Genomic DNA, 21,913 nt, shown 5'->3' with positions numbered 1-21,913 from the left:
GTAGATGCAGATTAAACTTTTGCCACGCCTGAACGGTGAGACCTGCACTTTCTTCCCGAACAGCGGGTGCCAAGGATAGGCAATCGTCGAATAACGGGAAACGTATGCAGAATGTCGGTAGTTGTGCGCGCTTTCCGCGGAAGCCGAAGATCGCGCCCGAGCCCGGCGCCTCCTTCACTACCGTTTCGACCAGCGCCGATAGGCCATCGATGCCACGCCGCATATCCGTCACTCCGCAGGCCAGGTAGACCCGCACATTCCCCGATGGCCCGATCATGCCGCCTCCACGCAAGCGACGAGCGGGCCAAGCAGCTTCAACTCAACGTCAACCGGAACCTTCAAGCTCCGACCGTTTCGAAGCAAGATCTCGACGATCGCCGGCCTCGTTGCTGCGGTAGACGGCTGGCTTACGCCAACCTCCTCGGTGATTTCCACCGGGAGGAACACCGTCGGCCGATCGGCATAGCTGAATGATTGCCGCCACAAGCGGATCTGGCCCGGATGAATGTCGTGCCGGCGCGCCACATCGCCAATGCGAGCACCGGGCTCATCAGCTTCCGCAAGTATCCTCAGCTTCGCCTCGTCCGACCAACGCCGTCTGCGCTCGGTACCGGACATGATCTCTATGCGAGCCATGAAACCTCTTTGTTCTGGTATTAATGTCAGCACTAATGCTGGTTCTAATGCCAGAACATCGCCTGATTTGCCCGATCAGCAAAAACAGCTCACCGGACGCTCACCAACGACAGGCCGGGGAAGCCTTTGCGCATATCGGTATGGCCTGTCGCCAGCTAGACCTTCACGCCACTCGGAACCGGGATCATCGACGACCCAGCACGCAATCGAGAATGCGGCCAAGCGCTTCCGTGTCGATGTCGCTATCAACGCGGACGCGCCGACCCCGACCAAGTTCGATCGTTACATCGCTGCGCTTCCGACGAGGATGGGGTGTGATGGGCAGTTCCGGCTGAATGGGAGAGACTGATGAAATGGCCTCGGACACGATCACCGGCACCAACACGGTTCCCGTCTCGGTCTGCGGCTCCTCGAGCCGGCACAGCTCTTTGCGCCAACGAAACAACTGGCTGACATGGATACCAGCCGCGCGGGCAATCTCGGAGATGACCGCGTCTGGCTCAAAGCAGGCAGCGACCAGGCGCTCTTTGTCTTCTCGTGACCAGCGCCGACGGCGCTCTACGGACGTGATCACCTCAATTGGATGCTTCGTCATATGACTACTCCTAGTGTTACCACTAGGACTGGCAGTCAGCAGGCCGTCATCGCAAGACGGCCTTCACCGTGGGCTTACTTGAGTTCGAACGGATCATCATTGATCAGCTCAAGCAATCTCTCCGTAACGCGGTTTCCAAGAGCCAGCTCCGACGAACATTTAGGTTCGCTCACCTCTGGCGTCTATATCTGCGATGCGGATCTCCTGGCCATCCAACCAGATTGTGTCTCCATCGACGACGCATGCCTTGCGTGCGCCAGTCGCGCAATGTTGGAACCGCAGGCTTATCATTGATCTGGTGTTGTTTGCGTAGGCTTAGTCGCCCATTGAGGCGTAGAAAGCTGACGGAACTGCGACGATCACGCCCAGGAACGATTTGACGATTGCTTGCATAGCGGCAATTTAGGTGAGATTCGTATTCAACTGTGTCGCCACCTGCGTAAGCGCCGAACTCACGCTTTGCAGTTTTGCATCAGACATATCTTTTCTCCATTTCAGTTAGCCGGCCCATGAGGACGTGATCGGCTGCCTCCTGCTGAAGCCCATCTGGGCTTCGGACGTTTGAGCCGCCTGGGTGGGGCGACAATGAACATCCCGTCGTTAGATAGCCCGGTACCGCCGTGGCCGCCTCAAGCCTTCGCGTTACAACTCATTTCCCTCCTTTCGCCTGTCCAGGAACTGTTCGATCCTAAGCGCCAGCGCGACGGGCTCGTGCCCAACCGTTTCAAGATGCAGTTCAGCGCTCTCGGGCCGCTCATAAGGTGACGATACGCCGGTGAAGTTCGCAATCTTGCCTGCGAACGCCTTCTCGTAGAGGCCTTTTGGATCACGCCGCGCGCACTCGTCGAGCGGCGTGTCGACGAAGATCTCAATGAACTCATCCTCCTCCATCAATTCGCGCGCCATGCGCCTCTCGTCGCGGAACGGCGAAATCAAGGAAACGAGAACGATGAGGCCTGCGTCAGCCATGAGCTTGGCAACCTCTGCTACCCGGCGGATATTCTCAACGCGATCGGCTTCGGTGAAGCCAAGGTCCCGGTTCAGTCCGTGGCGCACATTGTCGCCGTCGAGCACATAGGTGTGTTTGCCGCGGGCGTGCAGCAGACGGTCGAGCGCGTTGGCGATCGTTGATTTTCCCGAACCGGAAAGGCCTGTGAACCACAGGACCCTCGGCCGCTGGCCCTTGGCCGCAGCGCGCGAGCCTTTGTTCACGTCGGTTGCCTGCCAATGCACATTGTCGGCTCGCCGGAGCGGGAAGTCGATCATTCCGGCGCCGACCGTTGCGTTGGTCGTCCGGTCGACAAGGATGAAATTGCCCGTCGACCTGTTGTCCTTGTAGGCGTCGAAGGCGATCGGCGCCTGTGTCGAGATGTTGCAGACACCGACCTCATTCATCTGCAGGCATTTCGCCGCCTCTCGGGCGAAGCTGTTGATGTTGACCTGGTGCTTCAGCGCCGTGACCGTTGCGCTAACACTGTCCGTTTCCGTCCGAAGAATGTAGCTTCGCCCGGGAAGCATGGGGTTAGCGCCGAACCAGATCACATGTGCCTGCAACTGGTCCGCCACAAACGGTCTTGATGCGGGTGCTACCAGCATGTTGCCGCGCGAAACATCGACTTCGTCTGTAAGCACAATTGTCACGGCCTCGCCCTCGGCGGCGACGGCCAAACTCCCGTCGAAAGTCACGATCGCCTTCACTGACGAACGCTGCCCGGACTTTGCAACAACGACCGGATCCCCAACAGAGATTTTGCCGGAAGCCACCTGCCCGGCGTATCCGCGAAAATCCGCATTGGGCCGCACCGCTAATTGGACCGGAAAGCGGAACGGCCTTTCCTTAACGGGTGGGTCGAGTCGCACCGCTTCGAGATATTCGAGAAGTGCTGGCCCAGTATACCAGGGTGTGTCCTTTGATGCAGAAATGACGTTGTCGCCGAACCGCGCCGAGATCGGGATGGGCTGGATGCTTGCAAAGCCCAGTGTCTTTGCAAAGAGCATGTAGTCCACGGCGATTTCCTCGAAGACCGATTGCCGGAAGTCGACAAGGTCGATCTTGTTGACCGCCAGCACGACATGGCGAATGCCGAGCATCGAAGCAATATAGGAGTGGCGCCGCGTCTGCTGGAGGATTCCCTGGCGGATGTCTATCAAGATCACAGCCAGGTCGGCTGTTGAAGCGCCGGTCGCCATGTTGCGCGTATACTCCTCATGGCCGGGAGTGTCGGCAACAACGAACTTTCGTTTCCCCGTGGCGAAGTAACGGTATGCGACGTCTATAGTGATGCGCTGTTCACGCTCCGCCTCGAGCCCATCGAAAAGCAGGGCCAGGTCGATCTCCCTCCCGTTGCCGGCACCGATGCGTCCGAGATTTGCCAACTGATCCTCGAAGATCAGCTTTGCGTCGTAAAGCAAGCGTCCGATCAGCGTTGACTTGCCGTCATCGACCGAACCACACGTAATGAACCTCAGGATCGATTTTTTGTCGTGCTCGGTAAGATGTGCCTCGATGTCATGCGGCGGCGCCGTTTGAAGATACGACATCAGAAGTACCCCTCCCGCTTTTTTTTCTCCATCGCCCCGGCTTCGTCCAGATCGATCAGGCGACTCTGCCGTTCCGATGTGCGTACCGTCAGCATTTCCCGCAAGATGTCCGGAACCGTGGCAGCGTCGGATTCAATTGCGCCTGTCAGCGGATAGCAACCGAGCGTGCGGAAACGGATCAGGCGTTCCGTAATCTCGTCTCCAGGCTGAAGTGGCATTCGGTCGTCATCGACCATGATCAGCACGCCACCGCGCCGCACCACCGGCCGGCGTGCCGCGAAATAGAGCGGTACGATCGGAATGTTCTCGCGCCGGATATATTGCCAAATATCGAACTCGGTCCAATTGGAAAGCGGGAAGACCCGCATCGTTTCGCCCGGCCCGACGCGCGTGTTATAGGTCTTCCACATCTCGGGCCGCTGATCCTTCGGATCCCAGCCATGCTGTGCGTTGCGCACCGAGAAGATGCGCTCCTTTGCCCGCGACTTCTCTTCATCGCGCCTCGCTCCCGCGAGCGCTGCGTCAAAACCGTATTTTTCCAGCGCCTGCCTGAGCGCAATCGTCTTCATGAAATGGGTGTGGACGTTGGACCCGTGAGTGAAAGGCCCGATTCCCTGATCGATCCCGTCCTGATTGACGTGCACCAGAAGGTCGAACCCTACTTCGCGCGCTGTCCGGTCACGAAACTCGATCATTTCCCGGAACTTCCATTTGGTGTCAACGTGCAGGAAGGGGAAAGGTGGTTTGGCCGGGTAGAACGCCTTCGTCGCCAGATGCAGCAAGACCGACGAGTCCTTGCCGATGGAATAAAGCATAACCGGGTTGGAAAACGTTGCAACGACTTCTCGAAGCACATAAATTGCTTCCGCTTCAAGACGTTGGAGGTTGCCATGCGACATATGATGTTTATCCCTTTGAGACGAATTCGTCATCAATCTCAAAGAATCTCGCATAAGGTCCGTCTGCAAAGTGACGGCGCAACGCGGCGAAATTCTCTACCGTTTCGTCCAGCGGCCGCCATTCCTGGCGCTGAAGGATCGCGCGGCCAGAATGCTGCAGCGATGGAGCGCCCAGAAAATCCCAAATTGTTTCCAAGCATGCGGCCGGTTCACTAAGGAGCCTCTCATACTCGATCTCGAGCAAGCTGGCCGAAGCAAATGACTGCTCGACGCGAATGTGGAAATCCTCGGCGGCATTGAAGTAGGCCTCGCAGGAGGCGATGGGCAGCTTTACCCGTGGCGGCGGTGCCGCATCATCATCGGAAGGAAACTTAAGCCATTGCCGGCTTTGCCTTGCCTGCTCCAGCGACCGCAGGGACTCCAATGTATTTCGCCGGTACAAGAAAATGACCTTGAGCCCTGGCCAGCGGGCGAGCTCGTCAAAAAAGCCCGGGCGTTCTATAAACTGAGGCTCGTTGATCTTGCACCCAACATGCGTCACCTTCTTGTCGCTATTCCTCGGGAAGCGCAAATAGGCGAGCTCGAGGAGCTCACGATCGCTCCGCAACAGGCGATCCTTATCGGGCCAATTTGTATCGTAGGTGTTAAGTAGCTCGCCATTGCTTAACACGTTCGGATGCTCATTTAGCAAAGCTTCGAGATAGTGCGTTCCAGTCCTTGGCATCCCAAGAATCACAAATGGTTCAGGTGACAGTGCGGAATGGGTCATTGCTTGTCTTCTCAACATTGATCGCGAAGGTGTGTGCGGCGCCCAGCACTAGAATTCTCTTGTCGCGCAGAGTGCGCGAATTCATAAGGCGCGGTTTCTTCTGACTATTTTCAAATAGAGGTTACGGATCAAGGGGCGGCGTCATTTTGCATGAGGAAGCCAGCACCCGGTTCATAGCGACGCGTTCCATGCGCTGCAAGATCGATCGCTTCCATGCAGGACTTCCTTGCACGCCTGCGAATGCTGTGCTGCAGTTGCGGTATGACGGCGGCGCCTGCCCCCAAGGAAGCGCGGGGCTTCTCACGAACAAGCTGTCCACTAGGCCGATGCCATCTTCCTGAAACCAGCTCCGGATATAAAGCTCCTCGAGTCCAAGTGCCCTGACGCGGGATGGCACAGCATACATCTCTGCGGCATCAACAAAATTCATACTCGCCTCCAGGCTACGCCCAATTGTGAGAGCCCGGCTTCCGTGGTCTGCTCCTTGCAGCTCACGGTGCCCAGCCCCCGCATGCTTATGTTGAGGCCGCTGCGGCCTGGTTCGCGAGACTGCATCGCGCGTCTCCTTCTTGTATCGGCGATGTCAAGGCATCAGACGCCGGCGAAACAGAGCCACCGACAGGAAGAAGGGCAGTACTGCGTAGAAGCAGAGCGCACCGATATGGAGGCCCATGTCACCCGCCGGACGGCCCAGCAACGCCGGACGAATGAGGTCGATTGCATGTGCCAGCGGCAAGAAATGTGCTGCCAGCTGAAAAACATTGGGCAATTGGGCGACCGGAAATACGGCGCCGCACAGGAACAACATAGGCGTGAGGACGAGCGTTTGGTAAAAAACGAAATAGTCGTAGCTGGGAGCAAGCGCAGTGATGACCATTGCCAGGCTAGCGAAGGCTAACCCAGTGAGCGCGATGACTGGCAGCGCGTAGAGTATGGACGGCCACGCCGCATAGCCCAGCAATGTGGCAACAACTGTAATTCCCGTACCCGCGAGAAAGGCCTTTGTGGCTGCCCACGCCAATTCGCCGAGAACGATATCACCAAGCGTAAGCTGCGTGTAGAGGATTGCTTCCCATGTGCGCTGAGCGTGCATACGAGCAAACGCCGCGTAAATCGTCTCGAATGTCGCGGCGGTCATTGCACTTGTCGCGACCATGCCGCCCGCCAAAAATGCCACATACGGGGCACCGTCAATACGACCTACAACCACCCCGAGGCCAAAGCCGAGACCAAACAGGTAGATCATAGGATCGGCAAGATTACCGAGAATGGACGCGAGCGCAACCTTCTTCCACGCCAGAAAGTTGCGGCGCCAGACCGCAATCCAATTCCAGGCGTTGGCGGGCAGGGCCGCGGCACACAGTTCACGCATTCTTCATTTCTCCATCTCGCGCCCGGTCAGCCGCAAAAAAACATCCTCCAGATTCGGCGGACGCTGCAGAAGGCGCAATCCCGCATGCCCGCGCAGTTGCAGGCGCACCCGCTCCGGATCGGGGGCATAACAAAAGAGAGTCTCGCCGCTCACCTCGGTGCGCTGCGCATACGGACTGATCAGCGAATGCAGTTCGTGCGGGTTGCCGCCATAGATCTCGATCACTTGGCACCCGATCTGCTCCTCGATCAGCGCATGGGGATGGCCTTCGGCGATCTTCCGGCCGTTTTCGAGCACGCACAGCCGATCGCACAACCGCTCGGCCTCTTCCATGAAGTGGGTCGTCAAGATAATCGTCTTGCCGCTCGCCAAAAGCGAGCGCAGGCGCTCCCAAATCAGGTGGCGCGCGTGCGGATCAAGACCGGTGGTCGGTTCGTCCATGACAATCAGCTGCGGATCGTTGATCAGCGCACGCGCCAGCGTCAGGCGCCGCTTCATGCCGCCGGACAGTTCCGAGACGCGCGCATGCGCCTTGCTCTCGAGGCGGGCGAACTCGAGCAGCGAGGGTATAATCGCTTCGACCTCGCGCGTGCTCATGCCGAAGTAGCGCCCGAACACGAGTAGATTTTCGCGCACAGTGAACTCAAGATCGAGGTTGTCGAACTGCGGGACCACTCCGATGCGTGCGCGAGCCAAGCGAGCGCGAGCAGGCACCGGCACGCCGAGCACCGTAATCTCCCCTGCATCAGGCGATGTCATGCCGAGAACCATACGTGCGATCGTACTTTTGCCCGCGCCGTTCGGCCCCAGCAGGCCGAAGCATTCACCTGCCGCAACGCGGAACGACAGCCCGTCGACGACTACCTTGCCCTCATATGTCTTGCTTACCCCGGCGAGATCGATTGCTACCGTGGACATATGATCATCTAACCGTAGTCGTCGCGGCGTCTGGCGATTGCTCAGCTAGCTGAGTTCTCGTGAACAGCTGGCCGTCGCACCATACTTGTCCGACGCGTTCCCACTCGCAGGCTGCAGCGGCATCCGGGAAAAAGCCAGATCCATGGTAGTTGGCGCTCGTATTGCAAAGCAACGGAATTCCAGTGAGCTTTTCATATTCAATGAGCAGCTCGACGATCTTGTGTTGAGAGCTTCTGGATATCGTCTGAAGTCGGGCAGACCCGTCAAGATGTACAACAGCGGGGACTTTGTCCTGCCATTCCATTCGCGTCTGATGATCGAACAGCATGTATGGATCGGGCGTTCCGGGGCTGAATATTTCCGGCGCACGGTCCTCCAGGCATATCGGCGCCACGGGTCGGAAGTGTTCGCGAAGTTTGACTTCGTTTAAAAAATCCTTCATTTTGGGAGAAGTCGCGGACGCGAGAATGCTTCTGCCTCCCAACGCCCGCGGTCCAAGTTCGGCGCGCCCGGAAAGGAAAACCACGGGCCTGTTGCCGGCGAGAATGCTGGCGAGTTCTCGCATACTGCACGGCGTGGCCTCCCAACCGGTGGGCACATGGCCACTTTGCAGCACCGGGCCACTGTAGACCGACCATTCCAGAGGAATGAAGCCTTGCTGCGCCACCATTGCACTGCAAGCGGCACCGATTGCCGAACCGCTGTCATTCGGGAAAGGCGGAACCCAGACGGAGTCGAAAAGGCCCGACGCCCGCAGTGCGCTGTTCCATTTGATATTGAGGCCGCAACCGCCGGCTATACACAAATTTTGCTGTCCCGAATACGTATGGCGCTTCAAGACGGTTGTCATCTCGCGGACGAGGAGACGCTCGAGAAAGAGATGAAACGATGCAAGCACATCTTCGGGCGCCTTTGCCGCCAATCGTAAGACGCTGGAATCGAAAAATTCGTGCACAGCCGCAAGGGTCGCCTCTGCGCTGTTGATATCCGCGCGGTAACGATGGGCAGCCTCGGTGTCGCCGGCAAAATGCTCATGGTACAGCCCCTGGAACACCTCGACGATGTCTTCATCAACAGACCCCAGGGCTATATAAGCCATCAGCTTGCCGGCAATACCTAGATCCCAACCAGCGCGGCTCGCCCGCTTATAAGGTCCGAAATAATGGCCTGCGGCAGCGTAGGCCTGGCCGATCACCGGGAACAGGCATTCGAGGAACCGGGCGCCCCCGCCCCCCACATAATATAGGCGCGGAAAGATGCAGCCATCCCACACCAAGCAGAATGCCGGTTGTCCGGCCTTCGCAAAGGTGCTGGTGCAATATGCGGAGGCCACATGGCCCGTCACATGAGGATAGCTTTTGTACGAAAAGAGCTGGTCATCAAGCATCAAGCCGGAACCGTCGAGGCAGTCAAGAAGCCCCTCGGCATGGCGCTCGACATAAGGCGCCCCCTTGAGTGTTAACGGAACCACGCCGCTGAGGACCTGGAACTGCGACTCGTCCTCACCGTCCCAGCCGTCGATAACAAACTGATCAACATCGCACGCATTCAGCCCGTGTTCGGCCAAAGCAGTGACAACGGCGTCGAGATTGTCGATCGTTTGATAGCGCGGATTGTTGTCCCGCTTTTCCTGCTCCACGCAGAAGACGAGACGGCCATCTTCAATAAGGGCGATGGCCCCATCATGGGTCAGCTTGATACCACAGATGCGCATAACGTCTCCATGTCTAGTCGACAGTCCTGTTTATGGGTACCGGAACTGGATTCCGGAAAAGGGAAAGCAGACAGTCTTCGTTGATCGATTCACCCCGGCACTCAAGACGCTCTACCTCGACCAAGGTTTCGCTCAGCATAGCGATGACTGTCTCGGCACCGGCAGCGTGACCCCAGCGCCGGCAATTGGCATCGCGTGCGGAGCCGAAGACCAGGTGTCCGCCTGGTGCGAGCAGCTGCACTATGTTGCCGACGGCCGCGCGCATTTCGGCTATGTCTCCGACATAATAGAGAACCTCGGCCACCACGATCAGGTCAAACGGCTCGTCGGTCGAGAACTGTTGAATATCGGAGACAATCCAGCGGATGTGCGGCGGCTCCTTCATCCGTCGACGAGCCATCTCGATTGCTCGCGGCACCACATCGATTACCGTGAGACGTTGGCAGGAGGGAGCTAATCGTTCCGTGAATACGCCCCCAGCGCACCCTACTTCGAGTGCATTTGTGATAGGGCCTCGACTAAGAGACAATCGAAGCATTTGCGTGTGACGTTCCCGCTCAAACGGATTGCCGGCGAGCCGCCACGGATCGTCTGCGGCCAGTTCCCGACTCAATAATTCATGGTTTGTGTGCTGGGTCAAAACTCATCCACCTAGGAAGATCAACTGTCACTCGTCGTTGCAAACGACGTCAGGTGTCATGGGCCTTATGGAATCACGCGCGAGATTGAACCTGCGAAGCGGAGCCGACCGGGTCGAGTACTCGGCAACGTTTGATTCAGCCCTCGGTTGGGTGGGGACCTGCTTTCCACCCTTGTTTGACGCGTCAGGAGTAAAGCTGCGCGACAGCCAATCGCTGTTGCTCAATGTGCACAGCGCGTATGCTTTCAGCGGCAATAGGAGAAAAATATTTATGAATGTGTGCAGCGAAAAACCCAGAAACCGAAGCTGACGAGCCCGAAAAGCCACCATGGTACAGCGTATAAAAGTCATGGACACGATCATCAGGACTGTCCACCAAGGCACGGTGGCTGTCAGTGCTAGCTCTGCGAGCCCTGTCAGCACTGACAGCGCGAGAAGTAGCGGACCCAGATTCTGTCCGACGACGTCCAGTGTAAGATAGCGATCCAGGCTGGGCAGTAGGCGCAGCCCGAGCAATGTGTCCCGGAAGGTACTGCGTGCCCAGCGAAGTTGTTGGCGCAGATACGGGCCGAGTTTGTCCGGAACGACTGTAGCCGCGATAGCGCCTGGAACGTACTCGGTCCGGAATCCTGCCTTCAGCATGAGGATGGTGAGATGGCGATCCTCGCCGAAGTCGCTTGGCTTGCCCCGAAAAAATTGCGACTCGTACTGATCGAGCAGCGAAAGGAGCGCGGACCTGCGATACATAGCACATGGGCCGCAGCAGCACATAACGGCCCCGAAGTGAGCCTGTGCCGCACGTTCCTCGTTGCAAGCCAGCCAGTACTCCATATCGATCAACCGGGTCAACCAGGTGTCGCTCCGATTACTGGCCGTCAATTGCCCCATGGCTGCCCCGATCATTGGATCTTGCATCTTCGGCACAAGCTTTGCGATGACGTCGGGGGCAAGTATCGTGTCTGAGTCGACATTCAGCACTAAATCTCCGGAGGAGCGGCGTATCGCGGCAATCTGAGCCTTGCGCTTACCAACGTTCTCGGGAAGCATAATGATATTGACCCTGGGGTTACGCGAGAAGCTGACGTGTACAGATTCGACAGCTTCCCGATTTCTGGAACCGTCATCAACCACATAGATTTTAACTTCCCCGGCGTATTCCTGGTCTGCAATGGAAGCCAGACACTCTGAAAGCGTGTGTGGGTCTTCGTTGAAACAGGGGACGATGACATCGACACTCGGTAGCTGGCCGGAGCTGACCAAGCCCTGCGATGCTGATGAGCTGTTTGCCGGCACAGCGTAAACGACCTGCATGCTTTTATAAGCAGTCGAGAGCAGCGTATAGAGCGAGATAGCGACCGCGTTCGTTGTATCAAGCAGATTCATGGAATAATGCCTTCAATGGTCTCGAGGAAGCGCGCTGATGACAAATCCGCGGTCATGTAAAGCTGGAATGATGCGAGATAGCGCCGAGACGGTCTGGTAGCGCAGACTGGCGTCATTGCCCGGCTGCAACTCGCTGGGAGGGCAGCCGTCGTGTAAGAGAACAATTGCGCCCGGTTGGATGGTGTCGAGCACGGCACCGACGATGGCGTCCACGCCGGGGTTAGACCAGTCACGCGGATCTACCGACCAGTGGACGGCGGTCAGTCCAGCGCTCGCCACCGTAATGAGCACGTCTTTGGTCCAGATCCCATAAGGGGCGCGAATGTGCCGCACCGAGGCCTGTCGGGACCCACTTTTGATCGCTCTGTCCGTGTCGAATATTTGACGTTGTACTTCGCTTGGTTCGCATATGGACAAGTTCGGATGCGTCATCGTGTGGTTGGCGACCTGGTGCCCTTCCATGATCATTCGTTGGATCAGTCTTGGCTGATCTGCCGCGTACTCACCAATCACGAAGAAAGTCGCCGGCACCCGGTGTTCGGCCAGCACGTCAAGAACTTCAGGTGTAAAAATTGGATGAGGACCGTCGTCGAACGTTAAATAAACGCTAGGCCGATCGGTGCCGTCAGCGCAATCGCTTTGCACTACAGACAAGCAGTCGAGTTGTGTCATAGCTCTGGCCCGTTTCGATCTATGATCGCACCGGTAGTCCAATCGGACATAGAACGTCCCGCCACGCTACTTGATTCATAGCCGATCGCCCGAAGCTTAGGCCTTGCTCCGGCCCAGCTTTGGCTCCCGCTGAACGGCTTTGCGTTGAAGACTCCAGCGGGCCCGTAGGTTTTGCGAAAGAACTCAGCAAGTTCGACATTGCCGGCGAGTTTCAGCTCGTTTTCCCAGCACAGCCTCCACCGCACCTCAGAGCGCATGCAAATACCTCCTTGTTTTTTTCTTGCTGCTTTTTTGAAGACCGCACTATGAGGCCGAAGCAGCGGTCAGTTCGCTGCATGCCAGACCCCGTCACCCGGGGTTCGCGATATTGGCCAGGGTGAGATGATCGAACGTTTCGACAGTGCTCGCGCCTGAAGTGACAAACCTGCTCAATACTTCCGACCTTCCTGAGACACTCGCAATTTGTGTCGACTTACTTGTCTGGTAACCACCAAACTTGTCGGGCTATCGACAATTTTCCTAATGCCTCATCACGAGGGATTGGTAAAATTGATTGTTTGGATAGCATGTATACATGCTGTGGATTGACCTGAACTTTATCATTCGCTCGACGCGCAGTGATGACCGCCCTGTGATGCCACTGCGCACGGACCATTGATTTAGGGCCGGTCGGCCGTCGCATGTGGCTTCCGCCGCTTAAGCGCCTATGTCCGCGATGAGCTGTCGAAGTGAATGCTGGAGAACCTGTCTTTACGCCATGTGCGCAAAGCGCGCCTCGGCGCCCGCAACGACGCGAGCGCTTCATGATATCACAATAACCTCATAAAGAACGTAGGACTGCCTTATTTCTTGACGCTGTCATCCGGGTCCTGTTCGCCATCGACTGCAGTGGAGCGTGTCGACGCTCTTTTCGCCGCAGCATCCCGCCATAGCCGCAGATCTCTTCTATGCGGCTTAGTAAGCTGAAAACATCCTGCAAAATCTTCTCATCGAAACTCCGCAACTTCACGATGGTAGCCAATAGCAACATCGCCAGTTGAGCCGACATCAGTCGCGCTGTCCCGTCGGAGGCCGAAGGCCACGGGAGCCGAACTTTCTGCAAGATCTTGTAAAACAGGCAGAAGCCTTGGCTATTAAAATACAGGAGCTTTAATCGTTCGCCTCGTTTGTCTCGAAAGGAAAGACCGCGCCACCCGTCGGCTTCTGAGGCAAGCATCCTGCGCAAGCCCGGCCTTCAATTCCTTTGCACATGTCCGTAATCCCGCACGCACGATAGACCCGAGCGCCGGTCCCAGGCCCGATCATGCTGCTTCCACCACCCGGATGAGCTGCGTCAGGGCGGCCGTATCGACCGCACTGCTGAAGCGAAGGGTGCGGCCGCAGCTCAATCGCAGTTCGACCATCCCGGAGCACCTTTCCCGGTCGCCGGCGGCATCCATCTGCCCCGCTTTCATGCCGACCGGGATGAACAATGCATTTCGCGACGCCGAGAGCAACCCCTTCTTCTTCAGCTCGCCACGCCAGGCGCAAATCTCCTGGCGCGTAATATCGTGCCGGTGGGCAACCCCTGTGATGGTCGCTCCAGCATCTCCAACCGACATGACAATCGCGCGCTTCTCATTGTCGCGCCATCGACGCCGCCGCTCTTGCCCAAGAATTTCAATGCGCATCGCAATCCCCGCGTAAGACACGTCGATAACGACGTCGTTAAACACGTGTCTTAGATCAGCAAGGCCTTAGGCGGCAGGCGGTGCCAATCGGACGGTTGCCGAAGGTCGCCCCGTCAACCTCGATCTCACCGGCGGGCAGATCGCCGACTGCACCAATGCCGACTCGCTGACGGACGAGCTCGGCGAGGGAGATATCCTGCTGGCTGACAAGGGCTACGACAGTACTGCCATCCGGGCCCAAGGCCGCCGAGCGAAGGGTCTGGGCCAACACCCCACCGAAAATCAACCGTGAGCGCTACGAACAGCCCACCTCTTCTTTTGCGATTGAGGCCGCGAGATAAGCTCCTTCATCTGCAGGAGTGGAACGGGATGGTTGGAGATCGCGCTGATGCCATGCTTGAAGTCATGGATGAAGGCATGCATGATGGAGTCTACCGCCGGATCGAGGTGATCACCGGTCGACGACAGCGGCGGAATCGGACCGACGAAGAGAAGGCGCGGATCCTTGCCGAAAGCGCAGAACCCGACGTGAACATCTCGGCCGTCGCCCGGCGCTGGGGCGTCAACCGTGGTTTACTGAATGTCTGGCGCCGCGAAGCCGGGCTGACCTCTCGACGATCCGCGCAAGCCTGCGCACCGCAGGCCATGTTCGTGCCGGTGACCGTGGAGAACGAGCGCCTCCCCAGAGCGCGTCGTCGGATATCGCTTCCGTTGCTTCCGGTCGAATTGAGATCGAGATTGCCGGAGCACGCATGACCGTGATTGGCTCGGTGGCGCCCGAGTTGGCACAGGCGATCGTGGCAGCGTTGCGAGGGCGCCGGTGATCGGACTTTCGCCGAAGGGCGTGAAGATCATGGTGGCGACGCAGCCGGTCGACTTCCGGCGCGGCATGAATGGGCTTGTGGCCTTGGTGGCATCAGCCCTTGCGGCCGATCCCTATTGTGGTGAAGTGTTCGTGTTCCGCGCCAAGCGTCTCGATCGCCTGCGCTGCATTTATTGGGACGGATCAGGCATGATCCTGGCGATGAAATGGCTGGAGGCGGGCAAGTTCGTTTGGCCACCGATCCGCGATGGCGCGATGCAGATGAGTAGCCAGGAGTTCTCGCTTTTGCTGGCCGGCATTGACTGGACGCGCGTCAAACGAAACGCGGTGAGGAGGCCCTCAAAAGCATGATCCTATTGGTTTTGCTTGCAGATTCAGGCTTGTGTGGTAGGGTCTGTCATGCCGCTTCGACCCACCCCCTTGCCTCAGGATGCTGCGCAATTAACCCGGATCATTCTCTCGCTCGACGAAGAGAATGCCGACCTCAAGGCGCGCATCGCCTTCCTGGAGCAACAGCTCTTTGGGCCGAAATCGGAGAAGATAACGGCGATCGACCCGACGCAGGCGATGCTCGAGCTTGGCGATCTCAGCGACATTCCCGAGGCGGCCAATGACGATGAACGGACAATCCGGCCGCGCTATGCATGCCGGGCCTGCGAGAGCGTCATTGTCCAGGCTTCGGCGCCGGCGCGCGTAATGGATGGCGGCATCGTGACCACGGCATTTGCCGCCCATGTCGCCGTTTCGAAGTTCGCCTGGCATCTGCCGCTTCATCGCCAAGCGCAGATGCTTGCCTCCTGCGGCGTCATCATCGATCGCGGCACGCTTGGGGCTTGGGTGACGCGGGTCGCTCAGGCGGTCGATGACCGGCCGTGGAATGGTCCGGCGTCGCCCGCGGTCGCCTATACTTTTGCCGAAAGCCGCAGCGCACGAGAGGTCGAGGGACAATTGTCGTCGTTTGCCGGCGTGCTTCAAGTTGACGGATACCAAGCCTATAAACTTTGGCCAAGCGCCGTAGGAAGAGCAATGTCGCCCCCATGCGTCTGGCCTTCTGCCTTGCCCATGCCCGACGCAAGTTCGTCGAAGTCGTCAAGATGACCTGGTCTGCTGAGGCCCTGTCGATCCTGGCCAGAATTGCCGAGATCTATCGCATCGAGGCGAGACTGCGCGGTGAAAGTGCCGATACCCGGCTGGTGGTGCGGCGTCGCGAGGCAGCGCCCGTCATGAGCGAACTGAAGGCCCAGCTCACTGAACTGAGCGACGGGGTCGTCGAAATCGGCGCTGGGCAAGGCCGTCTCCTACACGCTTAACCACTGGGGCGGGCTGGCAGCCTTCCTGGAGGATGGCGGGATCGAAGTGGACTCCAATGTGGTCGAGCGTTCGATGAAATCGGTGGCTCTGACGAGGAAGAATTCGTTGTTCGTGGGCAACGAACGCGGCGGCAAGTCCTTCGGTCCTGCCATCGCTCGTCAACACAGCAAAGCTAAACGGCGTGGATCCTGAAAAATGGCTTGCCGATGTGCTGGAACGCATCATCTCCGGCAAAGTGAAAGCCGACCGGATGGAAAGCCTCTTGCCGTGGGCTTGGAAGGCGGAACGCGAGGACATTGCAGATTGGGATCGACGGGCGGCATGACACAGAACAGCCAAGCGACGACGACACAACCGAAGCTCGATGACGAGGTGTTCGAAGCCTTCATCAGGGCACATCGTCCCGTGTCGCCGATCTGGTCGATGAGTGGCCTCGACGGCTATCTCACGGCTCTCATCATCGGCCCGAAGTTTATCGACCCACGGCAGTGGATCCCGGAGCTGACTGGCCCAGAGGCCCTGAACCTGCCAATGGAAACAACCGAGCACCGGGCCGTGTAGACCATCGTTGCGGAATATAACCGGATATCGTCAAGCCTCGCCGAAACTCCGAAAGACCACCGGCCCCGGTTCACCAGGATCGATGATCAGACCTTTGATCCCTTCGATTGGGACCTCTGCTTTCTGCTAGGAACAAGGTACGCACCCAAGCTTTGGCAGCCCGTCCTTCGAGGTCATGCCGTCACTGGCGATATCGTCGCGCCTATCCGCAAGCTCGGCGAGGCAAAACGGAAAGCGACCCGCCAGGATGCTGCTGAGGTCGCCGAAGCACTCGTCAATATCCGAACCTATTTTATGCCGAAGCGGGCAAAGCAGAAGCTCTGAAACAACGGACGGCTCCTCCGTCAACAGACGAAAGCCGTGAGATGCTCGTCGCGCTCACGATCAACCGCAAGGGTCATTCGTTTTCTCGCAGACCTCGGCAAGCTATGCCGGGTCCATTGCGCGAGATGAGAGCTTCGCGTTTCCGCCGGTTGCTCACACCGCGCCACTTGGCGTATTCAAAACCGCCGCGGCTCTAATCGCCGCTGGATGAAGTTCAGTGGCAGATCATCTGATCAAATCGCGCTGGAGCTGCGCCAGCGCTTCGAACAGAGTGAAACATCAGGCGGCCGCCTGATGTTGTCTCTCAAAAGAAGCTTCGATCACGATCGGTCCGGGCGAATCTTAGTGCCGAGTCAAGTTCACATCGCCTTGAGGTCCGTCAGTACCTTGTCAAAAGCGTCCTTAATCGGCTTTGAGATTTCCGCCACCGCCTTGCTTGCAAGTGCCCTGAATTCCTTGGCTTGCTGCAAACCTGTCTCAGCGCGCTTGCGCATGAAGGCTGACTGCAGTTCGAGGACTTGCGACGGCGAGTTCGCGCTCAACAAAGCTTGCAAATGCGAGAAGCTTGCCTCGGTTTCGCCCTGCAGTGCAGCGATCGTCTTCCACGACAATTCGTTGCCGAAGTGACTTGTAGTTTCGATGATCGGAGGCAGCATTTTCTGTGTCGCTTCAGCGCCGAACGCAAGCTTCGAAAAAGCTTCTGTGACCTGCTTGTTTCCTTTTTCAACGGATGCACCGAACTGATCTGCCGCCTTGAGCGTCGATGACGCTTGGTTTTCGATCGCTTCGAACGGCCTTTCAGAAATCTTGGTCATTGCGTTTTCCTTAACCTTAGAGTTGGTTGTAAGTTGTGACGTTGGGTTGACCCTTCCGCCGGTGGGCTGCTGGCCGCCTCGTAAAACGCGGACACGATCAAGATCGGTTATGTGGCTTCCGCTCCGCTCGTTCATGAACCGGCATCATATGGCAGACTACTCTCTGTCGCTGACAACGACGGATGAGCAAACACCATGCCAAATGCTCAACGCTCCATAAAGATGATTTTCGATTATCAATCGGCGGGTTGATGGGTAACTGGCGGAGAGAAAGGCAAACGACACGTTCTATTCTAGACAAATCCGACAAAAAGCGGCGTCCGACATTTGCGAGAAATGTGGACATTGCAATGGGACAACGGAATTTGCGTATACTTCAAATAGCGCTAGCCTGAGGGTTCGAGGGCGGGGTTGCGATCCTCAACGCAAGTGCCTGCGTCAGATTGGACGCAGATTCTAAAACTGCGTGTTGAACATAGGAAGGCCACTCCTACGAAGACCATAATGCGGCGGCTCCTGCCGACCGCGGAAACATCCCGGCTCCCGGCCGGGATTATCCTCGCACAAAATCTGGACGAACGGGCTTGACCTTACGATGCGATAACCAACCAATCGACCCATTGGAACGTGGCGAACTCAACGGCTTCGAAGCTCCGCCATCGGCCGTGCCGATGAATGACCTCGGTGTTGTAAAGACCGTTGATCATTTCGGCGAGCGCGTTGTCGTAGCTGTCGCCGACGCTCCCTACTGATGGTTCGATGCCTGCCTCGGCCAACCGCTTGGAATAGCGGATGGACACGAACTCCGCGGTCTGAGTGGTGTACGAGACCGCCGCCATGGGCGGGGCGACGGTCATGGATCGCCTGCTTCAGGGCGTCGAGGACAAAGCCAGCATATGCTGTCCGGCCCACCGCCAGCCAACGATGCGCCGGGCGAAGACATTGATCACAAAGGCCACGGAGACGAAACCTTGCAAGGTCACCACATAAGTGAAATGCGAAAGCCACAAGATGTTTGGCGCAGTAGCAAAGAAGTGCCTGTTCACACGGTCGAGTGGGCACGGCGCGGTCTGTCGTTGATCGTCGTGTGGATCGGTTTGCCGCGAATGATGCCCTGCAACCCCATTGCCTCCATAAGCCGAGCGACTGTGCGGCGGGTGATGTCGTAACCCTCTCGCTGCAACTGCCGCCAGACTTTCCGAACGCCATAGACCCGGAAGTTCTCGTTGAACACCCCGCGTATCTCGACCTTCATGGCAATGTCGCGTCGGGCGCGGGCCGACAGACGGTCCACGTCCGTGCGCTTGGCGATGACCTCATAATAGGTGGACGGGGCAATCGGCAGCAGTCTGCAGATCGGCTCGACCCCGAGCAGCGAGCGGTGTGCATCGATGAAGGAAATCATCGCTTCAGTGGGCGGTCGAGCTCCGCCATCGCAAAATACGCAGAGGCCTTGCGCAAAATCTCGTTGGCCTGACGAAGTTCGCGGTTCTCCCGCTCCAGAGCTTTCATCTTCTCCGCGACGTCACTCGGCAAACCCGCACGCTTGCCGCTGTCCACCTCGGCCTTCTTCACCCATTCATTGAGCGTATGCGCCGAGCAGCCGATCTTGGCGGCTATGGAGGACACAGCCGCCCATCGCAAAGGATGTTCAGCTTCATGCTCCGTCACCATACGAAACGGTGCGGGCACGAACCTGAGCGGAAAAGTTCTGGCGGACGAAAAGTATAGATCTCGGTGGCTAGGATTTGAAGGCAGGTCTCCTATGTATTGTGCGGCACCGCCATGCGTGACGCCTCCTCGATCAATATCTGGCGCATCCAGATGCTGGCCGGATCGCCGTTATGAAGTGCGGGCCATTGAACTGTTTCCGTAAAGGCGGGAAGCGGCAGCGGAAGATTAATGACCCGCAACGGGATCGTTTTCTCAAAGTACTCGACCAATCGTGAAGGCATGGTGGCGATACGGTTTGTGCCGCGCAGCACCTGAGGCATCAAGCTAAAACCTTGCACTACGACTTCGACGCGTCTTTTAATCCCATGTTCGAGCAGGTACCATTCTTCGATCGAAGGCCTCAATGAACGCCCAAACATAACTGCGACGTGCCCCATCGACATGTATTGCTCGAATGTGAGCTCCCGCGGTGCGGCGTCGTTGGTTGGACAACTCACGCATACGAGTTTTTCATCGAAGAGCGTGGCGGTAGGATGCGAGTTCGACATGAACAAATCCGGTAGCAGGAGAAAATCAACTTCACCGCGCCGGAGGAGCTCGTTCGGGTCATTATCGAGAGGCAGAAGTTCGAAACTGACTGCAGGTGCTTCCCGCGCGACCCGGGCGATAACCCTATCAAGAAAGACAAGCGTCATGAAATCCGAAAGAAGGATCCTGAACCGACGGTCTGATTGAGCTGGGTTGAATGGCTCCCAAGATATAATTGAGCATCGAATTTTCAGGAGAACGTCGCGCACCACCGGAGCGAGTCCTTCGGCTCGCGGTGTGAGGCAAAGTTCGCGACCGTTCATCGTGAAAAGGTCGTCGCGAAAATATTCTCTTAGCCGGCCGACAGCCGCGCTCATGGCGGGCTGACTCAGATTGATACTGCGTGCCGCCGCCGTGAGATTCCGTTCGGTCATCAGTGCGTCGAGCGCAACGAGAAGATTTAGATCAAGGCCTTTGAACCGCACGTTTGAAACCATCCATTCTGTAGATCTTTTTCGGCTACCAATTCATGGAAATGCCATTGACAGCCGCCGCTGGCCAACACAGCCGGAACAGGCGATGCGACGACCACGTCACCCGTTACTGAAGCATGGTGGATGCCAGACCCCAGCCGCACGTCGACCGAATCCTCTCTACTTCAGCTCAGATTGGCGTCATACTGGCCGGAAATAAACATCCAGTTTGGCGGAAAAAAGATAGTCCAGTCGGAAAAGCAAGTGGTGGCCTGGTGCGCGCCGGATTCATGAAGCGCTCAAGCACCAGATTCTCCGTCACGTCTACGAAAGCGGGAAGCCAGCCGCCATCCTCGCGCAGCCTGGCGAATGAACTGCAAGTGTGGAGACCACGGTCACAGTCGCCTATGAACAATTGCCGCTGAAGGCTTCTGGGTACTGTATCGTAGCGCCCGTCCGCGGATCACGGCGTTGCCGTAGCATCGCCGCGAGAAATCAGGCCAGCCACTCTCGCGTTTGCTATGTTCACGACGCGTTATCCCGGTCATGGAGTCAGCATGCGCATCCGCAAGCACATCGACGAGGCGTTCGACTGGATCAAGACCGTCGTGGGGCAGGACAAGACGAAGTTCCGTGGCCGGGACCGTGTCAGATTGGCCTTCACCTTCGCGGCCCGTTGCTTGGTCTGGTGCGGTTACCGAAACCAATAGCTGTGCTGTCATGAGCGCGGCGTCGAAATGCCACCTGATTGGCCGCTGGCGGATCGCCGAGGCCGATCTGTAGGATCGGGATTATCTCGACCTGGTCAAGCCCCCCCGCAAGCACTAGCGGGGCTAACGGTCATGGCGAGATCGTCTTCGGTGCGATGCAAGTGGCCCCAATCTCGGCTACATTTACGTCCGTAGTCTGCTTCAATCGCTACGAAGCCATCCTAAAGGCCAAATGGGAAACTTCTTCAACAGCCTGCCAAATGTGCAAACCCACCGCCGACGGCACCCATACCGTGCTTCTCCTCGATCAGGCCCCATGGCACGTCACGCCAAAACCTAAGGTGCCGTACAACATCACCCTGCCGCTCCGGCCCCGCGTTCGCTCGAACTGAACTCGTGGAGAATGCCTGGCGGATCAGGCGCGACAACCGGCTCTCGAACTGCAACCTCCAGGACTACGACGATATCGCGCAAGGCCGCGCTGATTGGAACAAACTCGTCGACCAACGTGGAAAATCATGTCCGTCGGACTCCGTGAATGGGCGCACCGGTGATGACTACAACCCGCTGGTTTAAGAACCTGATCGGCGTCATCATCTTGTTGGATCCTTACGTCTGATTAGGCGCTATACGACTGTTGGTAGTTACAATTGTCGTTCCCGCGACAAAGGACTTGCTTTGTGATGCGGCGGTCTCTTTTCCCCATAAGCAACTGATAACGTGGAATAATGCAACTCTAATGGATCTACTAGTCGAAGTGGCACGCGTCTTGTACGCATTCTTGCGAGGCGGCGCGAGCTGCCGACCTTTCACTGCGCGACGGATGGAACGAAAGAAGGAAGGCAATATGTCAAATTTGCGTCAAATCGCATTCTACGGGAAGGG

Annotated in this window: 19 protein-coding genes, 7 pseudogenes and 1 other annotated feature; of the genes and pseudogenes, 7 read left to right on the top strand and 19 right to left on the bottom strand. The window is 57.7% G+C overall.

Annotation, left to right across the window (positions count from 1 at the left end):
* From tnpB (C5L12_RS25805) to C5L12_RS25730, 16 genes and pseudogenes are all read right to left on the bottom strand, one after another.
* On the bottom strand, positions 1-277 hold a 277-nt coding region (gene tnpB / locus C5L12_RS25805), incomplete at its 3' end, for an IS66 family insertion sequence element accessory protein TnpB (RefSeq protein WP_205839386.1).
* Positions 274-636: an IS66-like element accessory protein TnpA gene (gene tnpA, locus C5L12_RS25800; protein ID WP_105374904.1), complete on the bottom strand. Its 363-nt coding sequence runs from the start codon at positions 634-636 to the stop codon at positions 274-276. The genes tnpB (C5L12_RS25805) and tnpA (C5L12_RS25800), both read right to left, overlap by 4 nt.
* A 184-nt stretch (positions 637-820) precedes the next feature.
* Positions 821-1,231 (bottom strand): IS66-like element accessory protein TnpA, encoded by a 411-nt coding sequence (gene tnpA, locus C5L12_RS25795; protein ID WP_105374903.1) that lies wholly within the window; start codon positions 1,229-1,231, stop codon positions 821-823.
* A gap of 642 nt (positions 1,232-1,873) precedes the next feature.
* Positions 1,874-3,772 carry a bifunctional sulfate adenylyltransferase/adenylyl-sulfate kinase NodQ gene (gene nodQ, locus C5L12_RS25790; RefSeq protein ID WP_105374902.1) on the bottom strand — a complete coding sequence of 633 codons (1,899 nt, stop codon included), beginning with the start codon at positions 3,770-3,772 and terminating at the stop codon, positions 1,874-1,876.
* Complete coding sequence (gene cysD / locus C5L12_RS25785; RefSeq protein ID WP_245423032.1) at positions 3,772-4,671, bottom strand: sulfate adenylyltransferase subunit CysD; 900 nt, start codon at positions 4,669-4,671, stop codon at positions 3,772-3,774. The genes nodQ and cysD overlap by 1 nt, the downstream gene beginning before the upstream one ends.
* 7 nt (positions 4,672-4,678) lie before the next feature.
* Positions 4,679-5,440 (bottom strand): sulfotransferase, encoded by a 762-nt coding sequence (locus C5L12_RS25780; RefSeq protein WP_105374900.1) that lies wholly within the window; start codon positions 5,438-5,440, stop codon positions 4,679-4,681.
* Positions 5,441-5,561: 121 nt separating this feature from the next.
* Positions 5,562-5,870, bottom strand: a complete 309-nt coding sequence (locus C5L12_RS25775; protein ID WP_105374899.1) for a hypothetical protein — start codon at positions 5,868-5,870, stop codon at positions 5,562-5,564.
* 153 nt (positions 5,871-6,023) lie between these two features.
* A complete protein-coding gene (locus C5L12_RS25770) occupies positions 6,024-6,812 on the bottom strand; it encodes an ABC transporter permease (protein WP_105374898.1) in 789 nt (262 codons plus the stop codon).
* 3 nt (positions 6,813-6,815) lie between these two features.
* Positions 6,816-7,730 carry a nodulation factor ABC transporter ATP-binding protein NodI gene (gene nodI, locus C5L12_RS25765; RefSeq protein WP_105374897.1) on the bottom strand — a complete coding sequence of 305 codons (915 nt, stop codon included), beginning with the start codon at positions 7,728-7,730 and terminating at the stop codon, positions 6,816-6,818.
* A gap of 4 nt (positions 7,731-7,734) precedes the next feature.
* A complete protein-coding gene (gene nodU / locus C5L12_RS25760; RefSeq protein ID WP_105374896.1) occupies positions 7,735-9,444 on the bottom strand; it encodes a nodulation protein NodU in 1,710 nt (569 codons plus the stop codon).
* Between the two features lie 13 nt (positions 9,445-9,457).
* The gene (gene nodS / locus C5L12_RS25755; protein ID WP_105374895.1) at positions 9,458-10,084 is read right to left on the bottom strand and encodes a nodulation methyltransferase NodS; all 627 of its coding nucleotides are present in this window, start codon (positions 10,082-10,084) and stop codon (positions 9,458-9,460) included.
* A gap of 27 nt (positions 10,085-10,111) precedes the next feature.
* A complete protein-coding gene (nodC, locus tag C5L12_RS25750; protein WP_105374894.1) occupies positions 10,112-11,467 on the bottom strand; it encodes a chitooligosaccharide synthase NodC in 1,356 nt (451 codons plus the stop codon).
* 12 nt (positions 11,468-11,479) lie between these two features.
* Positions 11,480-12,139, bottom strand: a complete 660-nt coding sequence (gene nodB / locus C5L12_RS25745) for a chitooligosaccharide deacetylase NodB (RefSeq protein WP_105374893.1) — start codon at positions 12,137-12,139, stop codon at positions 11,480-11,482.
* Between the two features lie 59 nt (positions 12,140-12,198).
* Positions 12,199-12,396, bottom strand: a pseudogene (locus C5L12_RS25740) (acyltransferase); the annotation flags it as partial.
* Between the two features lie 563 nt (positions 12,397-12,959).
* Positions 12,960-13,355 (bottom strand): IS66 family insertion sequence element accessory protein TnpB, encoded by a 396-nt coding sequence (gene tnpB, locus C5L12_RS29265; RefSeq protein WP_170109135.1) that lies wholly within the window; start codon positions 13,353-13,355, stop codon positions 12,960-12,962.
* Positions 13,356-13,440: 85 nt separating this feature from the next.
* A complete protein-coding gene (locus tag C5L12_RS25730) occupies positions 13,441-13,809 on the bottom strand; it encodes a transposase (protein WP_105374891.1) in 369 nt (122 codons plus the stop codon).
* A gap of 97 nt (positions 13,810-13,906) precedes the next feature.
* On the opposite strand from C5L12_RS25730, the pseudogene C5L12_RS25725 reads away from it, so the two are divergent.
* From C5L12_RS25725 to C5L12_RS25700, 6 genes and pseudogenes are all read left to right on the top strand, one after another.
* Positions 13,907-14,102, top strand: a pseudogene (locus C5L12_RS25725) (transposase); the annotation flags it as partial.
* A gap of 76 nt (positions 14,103-14,178) precedes the next feature.
* On the top strand, positions 14,179-14,565 hold the full coding sequence (locus C5L12_RS25720; RefSeq protein WP_245423031.1) for a transposase: 387 nt from the start codon (positions 14,179-14,181) through the stop codon (positions 14,563-14,565).
* 64 nt (positions 14,566-14,629) lie between these two features.
* Positions 14,630-14,983, top strand: a complete 354-nt coding sequence (tnpB, locus tag C5L12_RS25715; protein WP_105374890.1) for an IS66 family insertion sequence element accessory protein TnpB — start codon at positions 14,630-14,632, stop codon at positions 14,981-14,983.
* A gap of 48 nt (positions 14,984-15,031) precedes the next feature.
* Positions 15,032-16,268, top strand: a pseudogene (gene tnpC / locus C5L12_RS25710) (IS66 family transposase).
* Positions 16,265-16,828, top strand: a pseudogene (locus tag C5L12_RS25705) (UPF0149 family protein). The pseudogenes tnpC and C5L12_RS25705 overlap by 4 nt, the downstream one beginning before the upstream one ends.
* Positions 16,829-16,883: 55 nt before the next feature.
* A pseudogene (locus C5L12_RS25700) lies at positions 16,884-17,039 on the top strand (IS3 family transposase); the annotation flags it as partial.
* A 148-nt stretch (positions 17,040-17,187) separates the two neighbouring features.
* On the opposite strand, the gene C5L12_RS25695 reads toward C5L12_RS25700, so the two are convergent.
* The 3 genes and pseudogenes from C5L12_RS25695 to C5L12_RS25685 form a co-directional block, all read right to left on the bottom strand.
* Positions 17,188-17,643, bottom strand: coding sequence for a phasin (locus C5L12_RS25695; protein ID WP_105374889.1), 456 nt, complete (start codon positions 17,641-17,643; stop codon positions 17,188-17,190).
* Between the two features lie 590 nt (positions 17,644-18,233).
* Positions 18,234-19,372 (bottom strand): annotated as a pseudogene (locus tag C5L12_RS25690) (IS3 family transposase).
* Positions 18,974-19,090, bottom strand: a sequence feature (AL1L pseudoknot). It overlaps the preceding pseudogene by 117 nt.
* 34 nt (positions 19,373-19,406) lie before the next feature.
* The gene (locus C5L12_RS25685; protein WP_105374905.1) at positions 19,407-20,330 is read right to left on the bottom strand and encodes a LysR family transcriptional regulator; all 924 of its coding nucleotides are present in this window, start codon (positions 20,328-20,330) and stop codon (positions 19,407-19,409) included.
* 530 nt (positions 20,331-20,860) lie between these two features.
* Here C5L12_RS25685 and C5L12_RS25680 point away from each other — a divergent pair.
* Positions 20,861-21,042: pseudogene (locus C5L12_RS25680) on the top strand (IS5/IS1182 family transposase); the annotation flags it as partial.
* Between the last annotated feature and the right edge of the window lie 871 nt (positions 21,043-21,913).

The sequence above is a fragment of the Neorhizobium huautlense genome (assembly GCF_002968575.1).
GTDB lineage: Bacteria > Pseudomonadota > Alphaproteobacteria > Rhizobiales > Rhizobiaceae > Neorhizobium > Neorhizobium huautlense.
The sequence above is the reverse complement of the archived record's forward strand: the minus strand, read 5'-3'. Positions and strand labels throughout refer to the sequence as shown.

What these genes read in the sequence shown, in the direction of transcription:
- tnpA (WP_105374904.1), bottom strand. Translation starts at nt 636, where the DNA reads ATGGCTCGCATAGAGATCATGTCCGGTACCGAGCGCAGACGGCGTTGG.
- tnpA (WP_105374903.1), bottom strand. Translation starts at nt 1,231, where the DNA reads ATGACGAAGCATCCAATTGAGGTGATCACGTCCGTAGAGCGCCGTCGG.
- nodQ (WP_105374902.1), bottom strand. Translation starts at nt 3,772, where the DNA reads ATGTCGTATCTTCAAACGGCGCCGCCGCATGACATCGAGGCACATCTT.
- cysD (WP_245423032.1), bottom strand. Translation starts at nt 4,671, where the DNA reads ATGTCGCATGGCAACCTCCAACGTCTTGAAGCGGAAGCAATTTATGTG.
- C5L12_RS25780 (WP_105374900.1), bottom strand. Translation starts at nt 5,440, where the DNA reads ATGACCCATTCCGCACTGTCACCTGAACCATTTGTGATTCTTGGGATG.
- C5L12_RS25775 (WP_105374899.1), bottom strand. Translation starts at nt 5,870, where the DNA reads ATGAATTTTGTTGATGCCGCAGAGATGTATGCTGTGCCATCCCGCGTC.
- C5L12_RS25770 (WP_105374898.1), bottom strand. Translation starts at nt 6,812, where the DNA reads ATGCGTGAACTGTGTGCCGCGGCCCTGCCCGCCAACGCCTGGAATTGG.
- nodI (WP_105374897.1), bottom strand. Translation starts at nt 7,730, where the DNA reads ATGTCCACGGTAGCAATCGATCTCGCCGGGGTAAGCAAGACATATGAG.
- nodU (WP_105374896.1), bottom strand. Translation starts at nt 9,444, where the DNA reads ATGCGCATCTGTGGTATCAAGCTGACCCATGATGGGGCCATCGCCCTT.
- nodC (WP_105374894.1), bottom strand. Translation starts at nt 11,467, where the DNA reads ATGAATCTGCTTGATACAACGAACGCGGTCGCTATCTCGCTCTATACG.
- nodB (WP_105374893.1), bottom strand. Translation starts at nt 12,139, where the DNA reads ATGACACAACTCGACTGCTTGTCTGTAGTGCAAAGCGATTGCGCTGAC.
- tnpB (WP_170109135.1), bottom strand. Translation starts at nt 13,355, where the DNA reads ATGCTTGCCTCAGAAGCCGACGGGTGGCGCGGTCTTTCCTTTCGAGAC.
- C5L12_RS25730 (WP_105374891.1), bottom strand. Translation starts at nt 13,809, where the DNA reads ATGCGCATTGAAATTCTTGGGCAAGAGCGGCGGCGTCGATGGCGCGAC.
- C5L12_RS25720 (WP_245423031.1), top strand. Translation starts at nt 14,179, where the DNA reads ATGGTTGGAGATCGCGCTGATGCCATGCTTGAAGTCATGGATGAAGGC.
- C5L12_RS25695 (WP_105374889.1), bottom strand. Translation starts at nt 17,643, where the DNA reads ATGACCAAGATTTCTGAAAGGCCGTTCGAAGCGATCGAAAACCAAGCG.